General features: G+C 40.9%; 14 protein-coding genes and 6 tRNA genes. 18 read left to right on the top strand and 2 right to left on the bottom strand.

Going from position 1 to position 17,121, the window contains the following annotated elements; genetic code table 11:
• Nucleotides 1-5 precede the first annotated feature (5 nt).
• Entirely contained in the window at nt 6-686 is a 681-nt protein-coding gene (locus Ami103574_RS12415; RefSeq protein WP_163067290.1) for a TIGR00266 family protein, read from the bottom strand.
• A 388-nt stretch (nt 687-1,074) separates the two neighbouring features.
• On the opposite strand from Ami103574_RS12415, the gene Ami103574_RS12410 reads away from it, so the two are divergent.
• The 9 genes from Ami103574_RS12410 to Ami103574_RS12370 all read left to right on the top strand — a co-directional run bounded on the left by Ami103574_RS12410 (nt 1,075) and on the right by Ami103574_RS12370 (nt 5,885).
• A tRNA-Met gene (locus tag Ami103574_RS12410) sits at nt 1,075-1,151 on the top strand.
• A gap of 7 nt (nt 1,152-1,158) precedes the next feature.
• Nucleotides 1,159-1,234 (top strand) — tRNA-Val (locus Ami103574_RS12405).
• Nucleotides 1,235-1,246: 12 nt separating this feature from the next.
• Nucleotides 1,247-1,323, top strand: a tRNA-Asp gene (locus Ami103574_RS12400).
• A 36-nt stretch (nt 1,324-1,359) separates the two neighbouring features.
• Nucleotides 1,360-1,435: transfer RNA gene (locus tag Ami103574_RS12395), tRNA-His, on the top strand.
• A gap of 14 nt (nt 1,436-1,449) precedes the next feature.
• Nucleotides 1,450-1,524, top strand: a tRNA-Gln gene (locus Ami103574_RS12390).
• A 27-nt stretch (nt 1,525-1,551) separates the two neighbouring features.
• A tRNA-Cys gene (locus tag Ami103574_RS12385) sits at nt 1,552-1,626 on the top strand.
• Between the two features lie 226 nt (nt 1,627-1,852).
• Nucleotides 1,853-4,096, top strand: coding sequence for a U32 family peptidase (locus Ami103574_RS12380; protein ID WP_163067289.1), 2,244 nt, complete (start codon nt 1,853-1,855; stop codon nt 4,094-4,096).
• A gap of 319 nt (nt 4,097-4,415) precedes the next feature.
• A complete protein-coding gene (locus tag Ami103574_RS12375; protein WP_163067288.1) occupies nt 4,416-4,739 on the top strand; it encodes a hypothetical protein in 324 nt (107 codons plus the stop codon).
• Nucleotides 4,740-4,940: 201 nt separating this feature from the next.
• A complete protein-coding gene (locus Ami103574_RS12370; protein ID WP_163067287.1) occupies nt 4,941-5,885 on the top strand; it encodes a copper amine oxidase N-terminal domain-containing protein in 945 nt (314 codons plus the stop codon).
• A gap of 257 nt (nt 5,886-6,142) precedes the next feature.
• Here the strand turns inward: Ami103574_RS12370 and Ami103574_RS12365 are convergent, their stop codons facing one another.
• Nucleotides 6,143-6,793 (bottom strand): DUF3298 and DUF4163 domain-containing protein, encoded by a 651-nt coding sequence (locus Ami103574_RS12365; protein WP_163067286.1) that lies wholly within the window; start codon nt 6,791-6,793, stop codon nt 6,143-6,145.
• A gap of 205 nt (nt 6,794-6,998) precedes the next feature.
• On the opposite strand from Ami103574_RS12365, the gene Ami103574_RS12360 reads away from it, so the two are divergent.
• The 9 genes from Ami103574_RS12360 (at nt 6,999) to Ami103574_RS12320 (ending at nt 17,039) form a co-directional block, all read left to right on the top strand.
• A complete protein-coding gene (locus Ami103574_RS12360) occupies nt 6,999-7,478 on the top strand; it encodes a ferritin-like domain-containing protein (RefSeq protein WP_163067285.1) in 480 nt (159 codons plus the stop codon).
• Nucleotides 7,479-7,625: 147 nt separating this feature from the next.
• Nucleotides 7,626-9,635, top strand: coding sequence for an NAD(P)/FAD-dependent oxidoreductase (locus tag Ami103574_RS12355; protein ID WP_163067284.1), 2,010 nt, complete (start codon nt 7,626-7,628; stop codon nt 9,633-9,635).
• Between the two features lie 10 nt (nt 9,636-9,645).
• Complete coding sequence (locus Ami103574_RS12350; protein WP_163067283.1) at nt 9,646-10,617, top strand: polyprenyl synthetase family protein; 972 nt, start codon at nt 9,646-9,648, stop codon at nt 10,615-10,617.
• Nucleotides 10,618-10,665: 48 nt separating this feature from the next.
• The gene (locus Ami103574_RS12345) at nt 10,666-11,571 is read left to right on the top strand and encodes a UbiA family prenyltransferase (protein ID WP_163067282.1); all 906 of its coding nucleotides are present in this window, start codon (nt 10,666-10,668) and stop codon (nt 11,569-11,571) included.
• A gap of 34 nt (nt 11,572-11,605) precedes the next feature.
• Complete coding sequence (locus Ami103574_RS12340) at nt 11,606-11,998, top strand: NusG domain II-containing protein (protein WP_163067281.1); 393 nt, start codon at nt 11,606-11,608, stop codon at nt 11,996-11,998.
• Nucleotides 11,999-12,026: 28 nt separating this feature from the next.
• Nucleotides 12,027-12,566, top strand: a complete 540-nt coding sequence (locus Ami103574_RS12335; protein WP_246213146.1) for a Gx transporter family protein — start codon at nt 12,027-12,029, stop codon at nt 12,564-12,566.
• Between the two features lie 65 nt (nt 12,567-12,631).
• Nucleotides 12,632-13,663 (top strand): hypothetical protein, encoded by a 1,032-nt coding sequence (locus Ami103574_RS12330; RefSeq protein ID WP_163067280.1) that lies wholly within the window; start codon nt 12,632-12,634, stop codon nt 13,661-13,663.
• Between the two features lie 138 nt (nt 13,664-13,801).
• On the top strand, nt 13,802-14,836 hold the full coding sequence (locus tag Ami103574_RS12325) for an FAD:protein FMN transferase (RefSeq protein WP_246213145.1): 1,035 nt from the start codon (nt 13,802-13,804) through the stop codon (nt 14,834-14,836).
• Between the two features lie 673 nt (nt 14,837-15,509).
• Nucleotides 15,510-17,039, top strand: a complete 1,530-nt coding sequence (locus Ami103574_RS12320) for an amino acid permease (protein WP_163067279.1) — start codon at nt 15,510-15,512, stop codon at nt 17,037-17,039.
• Nucleotides 17,040-17,121: the final 82 nt, after the last annotated feature.

The following is a 17,121-nucleotide window of genomic DNA, read 5'->3' as shown; positions in this document are numbered from 1 at the left end:
GCTATCTATTTGCTGGCAGGGAAGTATGGTCGCAGAGAATTGGCTACCGCATTGACTGGCAGCGTTTGCAGGATGATTTTTCCCGGACCCCGAACGACTGTATTAAACAGACCTTCTCCACCAAAAATCATATTTTTTACACCAGGCACGGTGACGATATCCATAGAGCAAGTATCGCTCATAGCTGCTAGATAACCAGTATCTACAATCATGGATTCTCCAGCTGCCAAATCATATTCCACGGCATGACCGTCAATTTCAATAAAGGCCTGGCCGCTGCCGGATAAGCGCTGCATGATAAAGCCTTCTCCGCCGAAGAGACCGGAACCAATTTTTTTCTGGAAGAAAATCGACAATTCTACAGTGGATTGAGCTGCCAAAAAACCAGCCTTTTGAACGATTATGGACTGCTGTGGTGTAATGTCAAAAGCTCGAATCGATCCGGGGAAGCTGGATGCAAAGGCAATTAAGCCCTTTCCGTTCTGAGCTGTATAGCGGTTCTGAAAGAGAGATTCGCCGGCAAACATCCGGCCCAGCGCTTTGCCGACACCACCGTTGCTGCTGGTCTCCATTTTCATATTAGGGGACATCCAGCTCATGGAGCCCTTTTCCGTGATCATAGTCTCCCCCTCATTTAACGTACAAATCAGCACCGGAAGCGGTGCCCCTTCAATCTTATACTCCATAAATACCTCCATATTTTTCTTGTGTTTTATTACTTTTGTGATAGAATAAGTGCGAAGACCTTATGGCGATGCCACAGGTCAACATCTATTAACAAGGATATCTTCATAATATAAGGGTAATTTTGGAAAGTCAATTAGATTTAAAAATTTTCTGTAAGATAGCAAGCATACACAGGGGTTCTACTGGCGAAAAACCTCGGAGAAATTTTTAAAAGTTGAGCAGCTTTTAAAAAGATTTTATTTGGAAAGTTCTTGAAACGTTGAAAAGACAGTCTTTCCAAGAAAAGTAAAAAAATAATAATAATATGTAAAAAAAGATGTTGACATAGTGAAGGGGAAATGGTAAGATATTTAATGTTGACGGCACAAAATGTTGAAAACACAAGATGGCGGTGTAGCTTAGTTGGCTAGAGCGTCCGGTTCATACCCGGAAGGTCGGTGGTTCGAGTCCACTCACCGCTACCATTAAAATGGGCGTTTAGCTCAGCTGGGAGAGCATCTGCCTTACAAGCAGAGGGTCATAGGTTCGAGCCCTATAACGCCCACCATTTTAATAATATGGCCTGGTAGTTCAGTTGGTTAGAATGCCAGCCTGTCACGCTGGAGGTCGTCGGTTCGAGCCCGATCCAGGTCGCCATTTTATTAAAGCAAATTTAATAAAAAAGTATATATGGTGGGTGTAGTCAAGTGGTTAAGACACAGGGTTGTGGCTCCTGCATTCGTGGGTTCGAATCCCATCATCCACCCCATATATATGCAATGTTGGGGTATCGCCAAGCGGTAAGGCAATGGATTCTGATTCCATCATGCGCAGGTTCGAATCCTGCTACCCTAGCCAATAACTACTGACCATCCGGTCAGTTGTGGCGACATAGCCAAGTGGTAAGGCAGAGGTCTGCAAAACCTCTATTCCCCAGTTCAAATCTGGGTGTCGCCTCCAAAGTTGAAACTCTAAACACATTGAATTTGATGAGTTTAGAGTTTTTTATTTGTTTTTGATTATACATGCAACGGGTGGTACGATCTTAAAAGAGATAATGTTGTTTTGCAACTTTTCTTGTGTTGTGTGGTGTGAATTGTTATAATTCTACTGTAGCAAATTTAGACAAGATTTGCAGGCAGTTAGAAGCACTTAGTGCTAAGTAGCGAGTAGTATGGAGGAAAAAATGACTGAATTATTAGCGCCAGCAGGAAATATGGAGGCTTTAAAAGCTGCAATTTCTAATGGTTGTGATGCGATATACTTAGGGATGCAAAAATTTGGTGCACGGGCATACTCCTCTAATTTTGATGTAGTATCGTTAAAAGAGGCTGTTACCTACGCGCACCTAAGGAATGTTAAAATCTATGCAACAATGAATACCATTGTTTTCGAAAACGAAGTGGAAGAAATGAAAGAGCAGATGCACCAATTAAATGAAATCGGTGTGGATGGAATTATTGTTCAGGACCTAGCAGCTTTCGATTATGTAGTTAAAAACTTTCTTGATATGGAAGCACATTGTTCCACTCAAATGGGCATAGACGATTTAGACGGAACTTTATTATTTAAAGAGCTTGGTGCGAAAAGAGTTGTCCTGTCTCGTGAGCTTGAGATTGAAAAAGTAAAAGAAATAAAGAGAATAGCTAAAATCCCTATAGAAATTTTTATTCACGGGGCGTTATGTGTATCTTATTCTGGGAACTGTCTCATGTCAGGACTTATAGGTTATCGAAGCGGAAATCGTGGAAGATGTGTTGGTTCTTGTCGTAAGGAGTATGAACTAATTGATAAAACAACAAATACTCCTCTAGAAAAAAGCTATATTCTATCGACGAAGGATTTAAACACAATTGATTATATTCATGATTTAAAAGAAATTGATTCTTTAAAAATAGAAGGTCGAATGAAAGAACCTGCGTATGTTGCTAACGTGGTATCAACATATCGCATGGCCTTAGACGGTAAGATAGCCAAAGAAGATAAAGAAAATCTGAACAAAACCTTCAATAGAACCTTTACGAAGGGATATTTGTTTCGCGAAGATCCGAAAGATATTACAAACATTTTAAGACCGAATAACTTTGGCTATGAAATTGGCAGAATTAGCAGGACAGTTAAAGACATGGTTGAAATAGCTCTTACACGGACTTTACATCAAAACGATATCATCCGAATAAGTCATAACAATGAGGATATTAATTTAACGGTTGTAAAGTTGTATGATAAAGATGGGAATTTAATCAACAAAGCAGAGGATGTCTGTTATATCAAGATTAAAGAAAAAATTTCTACAGGGGATGTAGTGTATATAACGAAGGAGTATTCCTATTACAAAGAATTAGAAGCATCGCTGGAAAAAGAATTTAAGCGTTTTAACCTAGATATTAGCGTGTACGCATACCCAGATTCAAAGCTTATCATAGATGGGTCGGGCTTAGGCTTTAACTATTTATATGAAAGCGAGGAAATACTGGGGAGTGCAATTAATAATCCAACAACAAAAGAGCAGGTAATAAAGCAATTCTCAAGATTAAATGATACGATATTCGAACTTAATCAGGTGGATTTTGAGGAATGTAATGCATTTATTCCAGCTAAACTGTTAAATGCAGCGAGAAGAGAACTTGTGCAGGGCTTATATGACTTAAAGCTTAACAGCCAAAAGAAAAGGACCAAGGCGTTGAAAGCAAAAGAAAAAATAAGCTTTGTCCCTAAAAAACCAATCCTTACGGCTTCTGTAACGACGAAGGAACAGTATGATGCTTGCGTGAGCTGTGGAATAGAGGAAATCTATTTTGAAAACGTTGTTAGAAGAAACCAGAACGCTTATCAGCAAAAAGAAGGGCCGTTGCTCATCGGAGGATATGGCGGAATTTATCACTACAGAAAAACGAATCCTTTTGTTACAGACTACTCTCTCAATGTTGTTAATTCTGCTAGCTGCTATGAATTATATAGACTAGGTGCGAAACGAGTAACGTTATCTTATGAATTAAATAAGAAACAAATTGAAGATTTAATTCATGCTTATTATGAAGAAAATGACGGCTATCCTGCACTAGAAATGGTTGTATATGGTAAGGCTCCTTTGCTGTTTACAAAATATTGTCCGCTGAAAAAAATGAATCAGTGCGGTATTTGCAGAACAAAACGATATGAGCTAAAAGATGAGCACGGAACATTCCCTATTATTTGTCATGAGGATTGTACAACGACTATTCTGAATGGCAAGACTCTCAATCTTTTAGATGAGCTGCCAAGCATAAAAAGAGTCGAAGCATTTAGATTAAACTTCACCGTTGAATCAAAAGAGCAGGTCGTGAAAACTATCAAGAAGGCCTTAAGTAAATTAAATGGCAGAGTGGATAAAGCTGTCTTTAATCGGGAAACCGATACCAGAGGGCATTTTAATAAAGAGATTTTGTAGGAAATTTTAGTTTAAATAGGGGTGGTATCTCCAGAAATTTGGGGAATCAGCGAAGATTCAAAGCTGATTCCTTTTTTGTATAAAGAAAACCACGCGTTAGACGCGGGGATGGTTTTTAAGAGTGTAAACCTTTAAGACTAGCAATCTTACAACTTAGGTGGCCGGAACGCTTTAAATATGATTTAGCCTAGTTTATCACTTTTTTCTATTTGCACGCATTGTTTGTGTTCATGCATCTGTGGGATTTTATGATTTACTGGAAAGCAACTGAGCTTATGAACCTGTTAATACAAATGGAGTAGAAGGTGAATCTTGCTATGTGAAGTTTAATATAAAATTTTGTTATTATATTTTAAAGGCTTGTTCTTATGGATTTATGACAAGCACATGGATTGGGGAAGAGATGTGCTTCTTTTTTTCCCGACAAGTTGTTAGTAGAGCGGAAAGTGCAACTGTAAGAGTTTTGCCAGGCCAAAGGTCAATGAAGGGAACTGTGAATTCAGATGGAAAGGAAGTAGGAATTTCTGGCGCAAGAAGTCAAAATTGCACACATAAATACCTTAAATATAACGCTCGGCTTGGTGATTGGTATGGTATAGAAAAGTTCGTGATTAATCAGCATGGTTATGTAGGTATTTATTAAAAGATGAGGTAAGAGGCATTCAGTTTGGCAATAGATGGGATAGAAACTCCTAGTTTTGGGAGCCCAAATGGAGGAGAGCATTGGAGTGAAAATAGCTATTATATTTAAACTAAAATGCTTTTTATTATGATGAATATACAAATGTATTGAAATTGGTAATATATGGTGGTATTATTAAAATTAAAAAAGGTGGTGCGTGTAATGAAAAAAAGGTTATTAAGTACAACAATAATTTTTACCTTAGTAGTTAGCTCTTTTTCTTGTGTTTATGCTACTAATATTAATGTGAATGGGGAAGGGGTACAATTCACAAAAGAGACGGGGGCTCCGTATGTGGATGCTAATGATAGAACTCAAGTACCGCTTCGGATCACAATGGAAAAGGCTGGGGCTACAGTTTCTTGGGATAAGGATACCAAGACTGCAACAGTTGAAAAATATGGAAAGGTGGTTCGAGTTCCGGTGGGCGCCAAATATATCCTTGTAGATGGCAAGCAAGTAGAAACGGATACGACTGCTGTTATTATTGAGGGCAGAACCTATCTGCCAATTCGTCCGGTGCTGGAGGCTGCAGGTTTCAGCGTACAATGGGATCAAACAACGCAGACTGTGTATGCAGCAAATTTTACGGACTATATTAATAATCAGGAAAAGGTTTTGACAGAGCAAGGCCAAAATATAAAGACCGTTAATGATTTAATTGAATATTATAAAGGAAGCTGGCAGTTAAAAAAGGACAAGGAGGTAGCAACCGCCTTGGCGGAGAGAGATGTATTGAGCAGATACAGCCAACCAACCGGCGTATTTTATTATTTTGAATGGTATGACGGCGACTATAATAGTCTTAAGGAGAAAGGGATTGAAGCCGATTATTCTGCCTTTTCCATGAAGCGAGAAGGGGACTCATATGAGGATCGTACATATATTTTTAGTGGAACAATTATACTGAAAGGGAAAGGAAGTACAGTGACCATTGATGTCCCGGAGTACACCTTATTGAAGAAAGACCTCGGAACGATAAAAGAGTTTGATGGCGTTACTATTGAATTTGGTGTGAGTTCTGGGATAGATGGTATGGCCGAGCCATCCATAAAATTCAAGGGAGAAGATTTGTATAAACTGGGATTACTGGGCAAACCATTATAAAAAAATTTGCAAGGAAATCTTTGAGGGGATGAACCATAGAGAGAGCCGAGGATAATTTAAACGAAACAATGAGATTTGCTTTTTAATGTGGTGCCTAAAATGTTGAAAAATCGACTGTTTAGGCACCTTTTTTATTATCTTTTATAGAAAATAGAAATGCTATAATATTAATCTTACTGCTTCATATAAATAAAAAACTAAAAGATATTAGATAATATAGCTTTTCCTAAAATAAAACCGTAAGCCAACCTGCCTATTTAAAAATGATCAAGACGTAAAGAGAACGAAAACTCCGGCATTCCACTAACATATGGAGCTATATCATATTGCTGAAAATATATGATAAAACCATTAGGTATTAGGTAGAAGCTATTCGGATTAAATGAATCCCGTAATAGCGTTTCATAATCATCAAAATAAGAACCAGGGGATTCTTGCAATCGCTTTCTAATTTGGTTGATTATAGAAGTTTGAAGTTTAGATAAATAGTCAGGGGTGTTCGGGCAGAGATCACTAAGAAAGAGCCGATTCCCCGTTTTAAAGTCCCAAGTGTCGGATTCCCGTTTCGTTTGGCCGTGGGCGCCGCCCAGATACATGGACGTGTCCATATAGAGGCTGGTGAAGCAACCGGCATTATACGTTATTTCAAAATCCACATCAAAGGTATAGCTGTTGAATGGGCTGGCAGGTTGAAGATATCTTGCACTGTCTAAAGCCTGGGAATAAAGAACTGTACGGCAATAGGTTTCAGTCTGTTTGGCGTTATAAATGTAGTGATTATTTATATTTACAGCAGATATGGTGCTACAGGTGGTCATAAAACAAGGGTAGTTAATTTGATAAATGAATACGGGGATATTGTTATAATACATGGTATCTTTTAAGGTTTTTTGGAATACTGTTTGCATAGCCCCTCCTAAATTAAAAGTTGCATTAGTATATGCAAGAGCAAAAGAAAAAGATAAAATGACAATACTACAAGGCAGAAAAACAGTTTTTCAGCGGGGCAGCCTTTAGGCAGTTTTTATATAAGAATGCTCTTGAATTAAAACGAAATTCTGCTATAATTTAGAAAAGACTGAAATGTTTGAAAATTACACAAGGAGGAGACTTATGAACAGTATAGAACGTGCGATTAAACTAGAGATAGACGGAAGAAATTTTTATCTTCAACAGGCTGAAAGTGCTACTAACAACGGATTGAAGTCAATTTTTCATACCTTGGCAGAGGAAGAGCGTATTCATGCGCAAATCCTCCAGAATAAGGCAGAAGCCTTGTCGTATGAATTAGTCGATACCTATGCCGAAATTAAAAATTTATTTTTAGAAATTGAGGAGTATAGAGACTTGATCGCACTGGCACCAGATGCCGTCGATGCCTATTCCACTGCACTTGAAAATGAGCGGCGAAGCATATCACTTTATACGGAAATGCTGAAGGAAGCTACCAATGAAGAGGAACGGCAAGTTATAAACTTTATTATTGAACAAGAAAAAGGCCATGAAAAAATGATGGAGCAGCTGGTGGAAATGGTGAGCAGACCTAGGGAATGGGTAGAATCGGCAGAATTTGGAATTAGAGAAGAATATTAAACTTATATATACCATATCTTGTAATTTTTTAAAGATTGTGATTGATTAAACGGAATTTTTTGGGGTATATTAATATTGCGAAGTCCTGCTATACTGCGACTTTTATTTGTTTTGAATTTAGAATCAATTAACGATGAGGAGAAAAACATGGGAAAGAAAATCGTAATAGTTGGAGCGGGGTACTCCGGCATACTGACTGCCAAGAAGCTTGCTAAAAATTTTAAAAACGATGATGATGTTTCCGTAACAATTATTGATAAAAACCCGTTTCACACGATGCTGACTGAATTGCACGAGGTGGCAGCTAATCGGGTGGATGAAGAGAGCATCAAGATTAGCCTGAAAAGAGTTTTTGCAGGTAGAAAAGTTGATGTTAAACTAGATACTGTAACGACAGTAGATTTTCAGCAGAAGATGGTTAAAGGGACTGCCGGAAATTATGCCTATGACTATTTGGTATTATGCGCCGGATCAAAGCCGACCTTTTTTGGTACGCCAGGAGCAGAAGAATATACTTATAAATTGTGGTCTTATAACGATGCGGTATTGCTAAAGGATCATATTCACAATATGTTCCGAAAGGCTGCTATTGAGACGAATCTGGAAGAACGAAGAAAGCTGTTGACCTTTTTTGTAGTGGGAGCAGGTTTTACGGGTGTTGAGATGGCTGGAGAACTGGCTGAATATGCACCGATTTTATGTAAGAATTTCGAGATTGACCGCAGCGAAGTTACTATCTGCAATGTTGATGTGCTCTCCAGGTCGATCCCTAATATGCCGGAGAAATTATCCGCCAAGGTGGAGAAACGCATGGAAAAGATGGGTGTTCGTATCATGATGAATACCAGCGTTGTTCGGGTAGGCGAAGATTTCGTAGAAACCAAACACAATGATCATATTACCAGCGAAGGAACTTATACAGTAGTTTGGGCAGCTGGTATTGAAAGTGCCGATGTGACCGCAGAGGCTGCTAAGTCCCTTCAATCGGGTGGCAGAGGTCGTATTGCGCTGGATGCGCACCTGCGTTCTCTTGACAATGAAGAGGTTTACGTTGTGGGTGACAACATGCTTTACACGCCTGAGGGCGAAGAAAAGCCAGTGCCTCAAATCGTAGAGAACTGTGAACACAGTGCAGCAACGGCTGCTCATAATATTACCTGTGCCATTACAGGTAAAGGTGAAATGAAAGCCTATAAGCCGTCATTCCATGGTTTTATGGTTTGCATCGGGGGAAGGTATGGTGTAGCGCGAGTTGGCATGCCTAATAAGATGTTTAACCTTCCATCCTGGCTAGCTATGTTTTCCAAGCATTTTATCAATATCATTTACTTTATTCAGGTTCTCGGCTGGAATAAAGTTTTCAGTTATATGAAGCACGAGTTCTTTACCATAAGAAACTGCCGGAGTTTCGTAGGAGGACACTTTTCTAACCGGACGCCTAGTTTCTTGCTGGTGCCTTTGCGAGTCTGGCTGGGGGCCGTGTGGTTTTATGAAGGCGTAATGAAGGTTATAGAAGGCTGGATGACCTCCCCGAAGCTCACTGGATTCTTTGGCGGGGCACAAACTTGGTATAATACAATTATCGATGCTAATGCAACCGGAACTGCTGCTAAAGCAGCTACGGCCGCTGCCGATGCGGTATCTGCCGCAACCGGCACAGGAGCTGCTGAGGGAGCCGCTCAGACCGGAAATGCAGCAACAGCTGCGGGAACGGTGATTTTTAACCTTGATTTCTTAGGTCTTTTTAGCACAATTTTCGTAAGTGGCAAAGAACTCGCCCATTCAACCTTGCAAGATTTGGCCTTTAAGGTAGATGTCCCTCTGATTAACTGGATGATTAAAGAACTGATTATCCCTAATGCTGGTCTTCAGATCGGTATGCAGGCTTTTATCGTTATCGCGGAAATACTCATTGGCCTGGCTTTAATCGGCGGGTTATTCAGTTCACCGGCAGCCGGATTTTCCTTAATACTCCAGTTCATGTTTGTTACGACTACGGGACTGTATTTGGGAACTTTCTGGATGATTTTTGCTGGGATCGCGGTATTGATTGGTGCAGGAAGGACCTTTGGGCTGGATTATTACGCCATGCCTGCCTTGAAAAGCGGGTGGAACGGCGTGTCAGTTGTAAAGAAGTCTTATCTCTACCATGATTAAGGAATAAAGTATGGAAAAAACACTTGAGAAGAAGCTGACCTACGAAGATGCTCTTGAACAAATAAGATGTGAGGTTGACAGCGTGCTGTCCTCCTCACCTTTGATTATTCGTAGATATACAAAGCATCTGGCCTTGTCCGTTGGAAAATTCATACGTGCGGCTTCCGTAGCAGCCTGCGCCCAGGATGAAAATGGCTTGGTTCCAGAAAGGACCATAAAGGTGGCGGCGGCAGTTGAAATACTGCACCTTGCTACGCTGGTCCATGACGATGTGATTGACAATGCAGATTTAAGAAGAGGTGAGGTTACTTTACAGAAGAAATTTGGACAGAAAACCGCCGTAATCTGTGGCGACTATCTTGTCTGTGTGGCAATGAAGACTGCCGCTTCCGCTGCCGATGAGGCAGACTGGAAGGAGAAGCAAAAACTTCAACTGCCAGATTATATGGAGAAAATTTGCCTAGGGGAACTGAATCAACATATCAATAACGGCAATATTGATCTCACCCTACACCAGTACTTACGAATTATTTCGGGAAAAACGGCTGCACTTTTTGAGGCCGCTTTTTTCGCCGGAGCGTCTATTTGTGAAAAGGATCCTAATTTACTCAAAAAATATATGAAATTGGGAAGAAATATTGGCATGATTTTTCAACTTACCGATGACTGTATGGACTTTGAAGAAACAGAAGAGACTGCTATGAAGCCGGTGCAGTCTGACTATGAACAAAATGTGATTACGCTGCCGCTGATTTATGCGTTTAAAAAGGCAGCGGACTTAAAGGATAAGGCAAAGAAAAATGTGTTGACAAGAACTGAAATCAATACGGTGGTGGCGGATACGGGAGGCCTAAGCTATACTAGGCTTGTGGCAAAAAAATATTATAACCGATCGCTGGCGTTGATTGAAGAACTTCACGCACCAGAGGAAAAGCGAGAGCGGCTGAAATTTATTTTGGACAAGTCTTTTCGGTTGGTATAGCAGATAGCTGGAATGAGGCAGCAAAAGAGCCAGAAATGGAGTAAATAAGTGATAAAGCGATTTCTGAATTATGTTGAAATAAAGACAAAGATTACCAGCACCTTTGCCTTTCTTCTTACCCTTGCATTTTTGTTTTACAGTAGCCAGCCAATTAAATGGGGATTGACTTTGATGTTCTTTGGAGCCATGTTTCTTTTTGACTTGACAACTACTGCTATAAATAATTATATTGATACGAAGACCAATGAACAGGTGCTGCCCTTTAAAAGGAGCATCGCGCTGCTAATTATTCTTGTATTGCTGGGGAGCAGTACGCTGCTGGGACTGCTGTTGGTATATCAGACGGACATTGTTGTCCTGCTGCTGGGTGGTTTGTGCTTTCTCTGCGGGATATTGTATACCTATGGGCCAGTGCCTATTTCCAGGCAGCCTTGGGGTGAAATCCTTTCAGGAATTTTTTACGGCTTTTTTATTCCCTTTATCTTGTTATATATGAACATGCCAGAAGGGACGTATATAAGCCTACAGTGGAATTTAAAGACGATTTCCCTTGAACTTCAGATTTTACCGTTAATTACCCTTGCGCTGCTTGCGGTCATCCCGGTATGCACGACCGCTAACATTATGCTGGCGAACAACATTTGTGATGTGGAAAAGGATATTTTAGTAAAGCGCTATACCCTTCCTTACTACCTAGGGAAAAAGACCTCTCTTTACTTATTTGCCGCCATCTATTATTGTACTTATGCAGCGGTGCTGGTTATGACTGCTGCCGGGATTTTGCCTGTTGTCAGCCTGCTTTTTCTAGTCACGCTGATTCCTGTGCAAAAGAACATCAACCAATTTTTTAGGGTGCAGGATAAAGAGAAAACGTTTATAGTTGCTATCAAGAATTATGTCATTATTATGGGGGCCATTTCACTTTTGATCTTTTTAGGCGGATTGCTCCGTTGATTGTGTCAGCTGCAGTGTTTAGCTAGGGGGTAATATGCTATTTGCAAAGAAAACAGATGTGGTGATTATTTTGATCATTCTTGTGATCAGTGGGCTCTCTTGGTGGGGGTATCAGCATTTCTTGGCAGAGAAGCCGGGAAAAGCTGAAATATACTATTATTCCAAGTTGGTAATGACGGTAGATTTAGATACGGGGGATGAACGCCGTTTTTCCCCGCCGGAGGATGAGCAAGTAGTATTTCATCTATATAAGGACGGATCCATCGCTTTCGAATCGTCGGACTGTCCCGATCAGGTCTGCGTTCATGCCGGACGAATAAAAACGGCTGGACAGTTTGCAGCCTGTTTGCCGAAAGGCTTTGTGATGAAAGTTGTGCCGGCAGGAGAGCATAGTGAAGGAGACGCAGATATCGTCGTGGGTCGTTGAACAGGCTGGAAATAAAGAGAGGGCTAACATGAAATACAAATTCAGCGAGAAGACAATGATACAAAAAAAGAATAAGACGCAGATGATGGTATTAACGTCTATGATATTTGCAACTGCTATCGTCCTGGCGATTGTTGAAAATATGCTGCCTGCGCTTCCTATCCCAGTGCCAGGAGTGAAATTTGGTCTTTCCAACATTGCTGTTATGTACGCGGTGTTTTTTCTGGGAAGAAAAGAGGCTTATACGGTAGCCCTGCTGAAAGCCGGGTTTGTGTTTATCACAAGGGGCGCTGTTGCTGCGGCACTTAGCCTGACAGGAGGCGTACTTTCCATTACGGTGATGATTGTGCTCTTATTTGTCTTTAAGGATAAGATAACCTATCTAGTGCTCAGCATTTTCGGCGCAGTATTTCACAACATAGGGCAATTCATCGTTATTACTGTTATCTATACAGGTATGAACTTGTGGGCATACTTTCCGGTACTGCTCATATCGGGTCTGGCCGCGGGAATCGTGACTTCGACCTTATTGCGGTTTATTATGCCGGCTTTTAATCGGCTGGCTTAATAAAGGTTGCTGATAATCTTGATCAGCAATTCTTCATAAAATAAAAAATATTTGGAGGAGAAATTATGAGAAAGAAAATGGCACTATTTCTTGTTCTAGCTATGGTAATACTGACTTTTGCTGCCTGCGGAGGCAGTAAGACAGATGAAGCGCCACCAGAGGATAACGCTGCTACAGGTGCTGTAAAAACAGGGTTGGCAGTTATTACAACTGCGGATAAGTCTGTAGATGCTGGCGAAAGCAACGGCGTAGCTGAGGCGGATTCTCTCGCTGTGGCCGTTATGGTTGATGATGCAGGTAAAATCGTAAAGTGCTCAATCGATCAGGCTCAGACAAAGATTGAATTCGGTAAGGACGGAAAGATTGTAACTCCGCTGGACACTGTATTTGCAGCCAAGAAAGAACTGGGCAAAGAGTATGGTATGGCTAAGGCTTCTTCCATCGGCAAAGAGTGGAACGAACAGGCCGACGCTTTTGCGGCATATGTTACTGGAAAGACGGTGGATGAAGTAAAGGGAATCGCCGTTAATGAAGAGGGTGTACCGACTGGAAGTGATTTAACCTCTTCCGTAACTATTCACGTAACGGAGTTCATCGCTGGTATTGAGAAGGCTGTCAGCAATGCAAAGGCCATGGGCGCTGCGGCTGACGACAAGCTGGGTCTGGGGCTTGTTACCACTATTGATAAGTCCACGGATGCTGGTGCAGAAGATGGTTTAGCTCAAGCCTACACGTATTACACGGCTACTACTTTTACTGCTGACGGAGCCATTACAAGCAGCATTATCGATGCCTCACAGACAAACATTAACTTTTCAAAAGAAGGTAAAATCACGTCTGATCTGAAAGCTGATTTCCAGACAAAGAATGAATTGGGAGATGCTTACGGAATGAAGAAAGCCTCCTCCATCGGTAAAGAATGGAATGAACAGGCCGCTTCCTTTGCTGAATATGTAGTTGGAAAGAATATCAACGAAGTTAAGGGCATTGCGGTAACAGATGGCGTGCCAAGTGGAGAGGATTTAAAGACCTCTGTAACGATTCATGTGACAGACTTAATAACCGTTCTTGAGAAGGCGCTTAATGACGCAGAGTAAGGCTGTCTTCAATCATCAACGATAGGGTAGGCAGGAATTTTACTCCTTTCTATCATTAAAAGAATGGCTGAGGGATAGATTTGCGGGTTTTTATGAATTCCGAAAATCTATCCTTTTCAGTGATAGTGGAGGAAAACATTGTTAAAAAAATTAATGGTCGTTATAGTAGCACTAATGATGGCTTTAAACAGTGCTTCGTGCGCTTCAAAACCAGAAAATAATCGGTATGAGGCTGAATTTTTAACTTTATTCGATACGGTTACCAGAATTGTCGGTTATGCTGAAAGCAAGGAGGCATTTACAGATCAGGCACAGTTTGTTCATGACAGTCTGGAAGAATATCACCAGCTTTACGATATTTATAACGACTACGAAGGAATCAATAATGTTAAAACGATTAATGAGCAAGCGGGTAAAGCTCCTGTAAAAGTGGACCCTAGAATTATTGACTTACTGCTATTTTCAAAGGAAAGCTATGAACTCACCGATGGGCAGCTAAATGTGGCCATGGGTGCCGTACTAAAGATTTGGCATGATTATCGCACAGAAGGCATTGATAATCCGGAAAAAGCAAAACTGCCCGCTGTGGAGCAGCTTGAAGAGGCGGCAAAGCATGCAGATATCAACAAAGTAATCATTGATAAGGAAAACTCCACAGTATTCCTTGCGGACCCTGAAATGAGTTTGGATGTAGGCGGTGTCGCAAAAGGTTATGCCACAGAGCAGGTAGCCCAGTTGGCAGCCCAACATGGTATAAATTCCATGTTGATCAGCGTTGGCGGCAATGTACGGGCAATCGGCATAAGAGGAGACGGAACTTCTTGGCGGGTGGGTGTTCAGAATCCCATTGATCAAGATGGGGCCAATGTTTGTGATGTGAACCTGATAGATGCCTCCCTAGTAACTAGTGGAACCTATGAGAGATACTACATAGTGGATGGTGTGAAATATCACCATATTATTGATCCGGATACGCTCTTTCCAGCAAGGTACTTTGCATCAGTTACAATCCTGTGTAAAGACTCGGGCAAGGCGGATGCCTTAGCGAAAATCTTTAATATGCCGTATGAAGAAGGTCTTGCACTCATCGAAAGCTTACCGGATACAGAAGCTTTATGGGTTCTGGAGGATGGGTCTTTAAAATACAGTTCGGGCTTTCCAATAAGTGATTGAAACCTTTTAGTAAAAACATCGATGTTGCAATCGGTGTTTTTTTATGGGCGAATTTAGAACAAAGACATCATTAAAGCACCTCTCCAGCGGGTGAGAACAAAAAGCAACTATGTTCTTTTGCAAAGGCCTATATTAAATTTTTTCTTCTGAGATCAAAAAATATTAAAAATTTTTGTACATTGTTGCTTTATTAACAATTTGAAATCCCCTCAAAGGCTCGTGTGTTTTTTTCACTTTTTTTAGGGAAGATTTCAGATAATACCAGCATATAATCTAAATAAACAAAAAAGTGTGTTTAGCCAATTTTATGAATTTTAATTCAGCGTCAGAGCAAGAACGTTGATTTTTATAGGATGTAGAAGAAAAGTCTTGGCATCTGGAAATGAAAAAACTATAGAAAGTATCGGTTGGCTCTTGCTTTTTCCCGACACCGTGCTATAATTAAAAACGAATTTACAGAATACTTCGCAAAATCAATTTATTGCTGATAGGAATGAATTTTCTGTGTAGTATCCTGGATGACAAATTGGGAGGTGATACGAGGCCAAAAACAACAAAATTGTACTATTTTAAGGGGAGGCCTTTAAAATAGTAGGAGTCAGACCGATCAGGTACGGTTTGACTGGCACAATTGAAATGATTTTGCTTTTTTTGAAGGTAAGGAGGAATTTTTATGGGTTCAGAAAAACATGGCGAAGATACCAAGCTTAGTCGTGGTATAAGATCGAGACAGCTTACTATGATAGCCATCGGCGGTGCTATCGGAACGGGACTGTTCTTTGCCAGCGGAAGCGCGATATCCTCTTCCGGTCCAGGCGGCGCAATGATTGCTTATGGAATGATGGGTCTTATAGTATTTTTTATGATGTCATCTCTCGGCGAGATGGCTACTCAGCTGCCGCTGGTAGGGTCCTTTGAAGCGTATGCCAACCGGTTTATTGATCCGGCATTCGGGTTTGCCGTTGGCTGGAACTATTGGTTCTCTTGGGCAATCACAGTAGCTGCCGAGTTCGTTGCAGCAGGCTTGATTGTTAAATTCTGGATGCCAGAAGTACCGGGTACTCTGGTTGCAATACTATCTTTTGCATTATTGATGGGGTTAAATTTAGTGTCTACTCGCTCTTATGCTGAGGCAGAGTATTGGTTTGCTGGCATTAAGGTAGTAGCAGTAGTTATTTTCTTAATAACAGGTCTTCTGTGCATCCTGGGTATCATCGGTACTCATACCATAGGACTGGGTAACTGGCATTTAGATGCAGGTGATGCAGGAAAAGCACCGTTTGTAGGCGGATTTGCCGCTATGATGAGCGTATTTGCTGTTGCTGGATTCTCTTTCCAAGGTACAGAAATTGTAGGTCTTGCTGCTGCTGAGACAGCAGATCCTCAAAAGAACGTGCCGAAAGCGATTAACACGGTATTTTGGCGGATCCTGTTGTTCTACATAGGTAGTATCTTTATAATTGGTACCTTGATTCCGTTTACTGAACCGGATTTATTGAATGGAAGTGCTGAGAACGTTGCAGCTTCCCCATTCGTTTTAGTATTTAAAAATGTAGGGTTTGCGGCGGCAGCTTCTGTGTTGAACGCTGTTATCCTGACATCCGTGCTTTCTTGCGGTAACTCTGGCTTGTACACTTCTTCCAGAATGTTGCATGCCATGGCTGTAAGAGGCAACGCACCAAAGTTATTTTCTGTTACCAATAAGCACGGCGTTCCTGTTTATGCCGTATGGGCTACTGGCTGTATCGCAGCCTTGTCCTTCTTTGCTTCCATGGTTGGTGAAGGTAAGATTTACACCATTTTCTATAATGCATCTGCGTTGAGTGGATTCTTTATCTGGTTGGGTATCTCTATTTGCCATTACCGTTTCAGAAAAGCTTGGGTAGCACAGGGCCATAGCGTTTCTGAGCTGAAATACAAGTCTTTGCTCTATCCGTTTGGACCAATCTTTGCCGCAGTGATGATTACCATTATTATCTTCTTGGCAAACATGTGGGTATTTGAACCAGGCAACTTTACTTGGTTCGACTTTATCACCAACTATGCGCTGATTCCAGTATTCCCATTGCTGATTATCGGCTATAAGATTAAGAAAAAGACCAAGATGGTTCCTTTGACGGAATGTGACTTCACCATTCCAGATGAGACTAGAGAGGACCCAGTGGTAGTTGCAGGGAAAAATTCAGATGGAAAAGTTGGCTGAAAAGCGAACTAAAATAAAGTAAAGTAAAACAGGAGAGGCAGCAGATGAGAAATTTGCTGTCTCTTTTCTTGTTTTTTCATCT

It is taken from the genome of Aminipila butyrica, assembly GCF_010669305.1.
Lineage (GTDB): Bacteria > Bacillota > Clostridia > Peptostreptococcales > Anaerovoracaceae > Aminipila > Aminipila butyrica.
Note: the sequence above shows the minus strand (reverse complement) of the source record. Positions and strands in the feature narration are given on the sequence as shown.

Excerpts from the sequence above, each read along its gene's own strand:
- Ami103574_RS12415 (WP_163067290.1), bottom strand. The coding sequence starts at position 686 with ATGGAGTATAAGATTGAAGGGGCACCGCTTCCGGTGCTGATTTGTACG.
- Ami103574_RS12340 (WP_163067281.1), top strand. The coding sequence starts at position 11,606 with ATGCTATTTGCAAAGAAAACAGATGTGGTGATTATTTTGATCATTCTT.
- Ami103574_RS12365 (WP_163067286.1), bottom strand. The coding sequence starts at position 6,793 with ATGCAAACAGTATTCCAAAAAACCTTAAAAGATACCATGTATTATAAC.
- Ami103574_RS12360 (WP_163067285.1), top strand. The coding sequence starts at position 6,999 with ATGAACAGTATAGAACGTGCGATTAAACTAGAGATAGACGGAAGAAAT.
- Ami103574_RS12380 (WP_163067289.1), top strand. The coding sequence starts at position 1,853 with ATGACTGAATTATTAGCGCCAGCAGGAAATATGGAGGCTTTAAAAGCT.
- Ami103574_RS12350 (WP_163067283.1), top strand. The coding sequence starts at position 9,646 with ATGGAAAAAACACTTGAGAAGAAGCTGACCTACGAAGATGCTCTTGAA.
- Ami103574_RS12355 (WP_163067284.1), top strand. The coding sequence starts at position 7,626 with ATGGGAAAGAAAATCGTAATAGTTGGAGCGGGGTACTCCGGCATACTG.
- Ami103574_RS12335 (WP_246213146.1), top strand. The coding sequence starts at position 12,027 with ATGAAATACAAATTCAGCGAGAAGACAATGATACAAAAAAAGAATAAG.
- Ami103574_RS12370 (WP_163067287.1), top strand. The coding sequence starts at position 4,941 with ATGAAAAAAAGGTTATTAAGTACAACAATAATTTTTACCTTAGTAGTT.
- Ami103574_RS12330 (WP_163067280.1), top strand. The coding sequence starts at position 12,632 with ATGAGAAAGAAAATGGCACTATTTCTTGTTCTAGCTATGGTAATACTG.
- Ami103574_RS12320 (WP_163067279.1), top strand. The coding sequence starts at position 15,510 with ATGGGTTCAGAAAAACATGGCGAAGATACCAAGCTTAGTCGTGGTATA.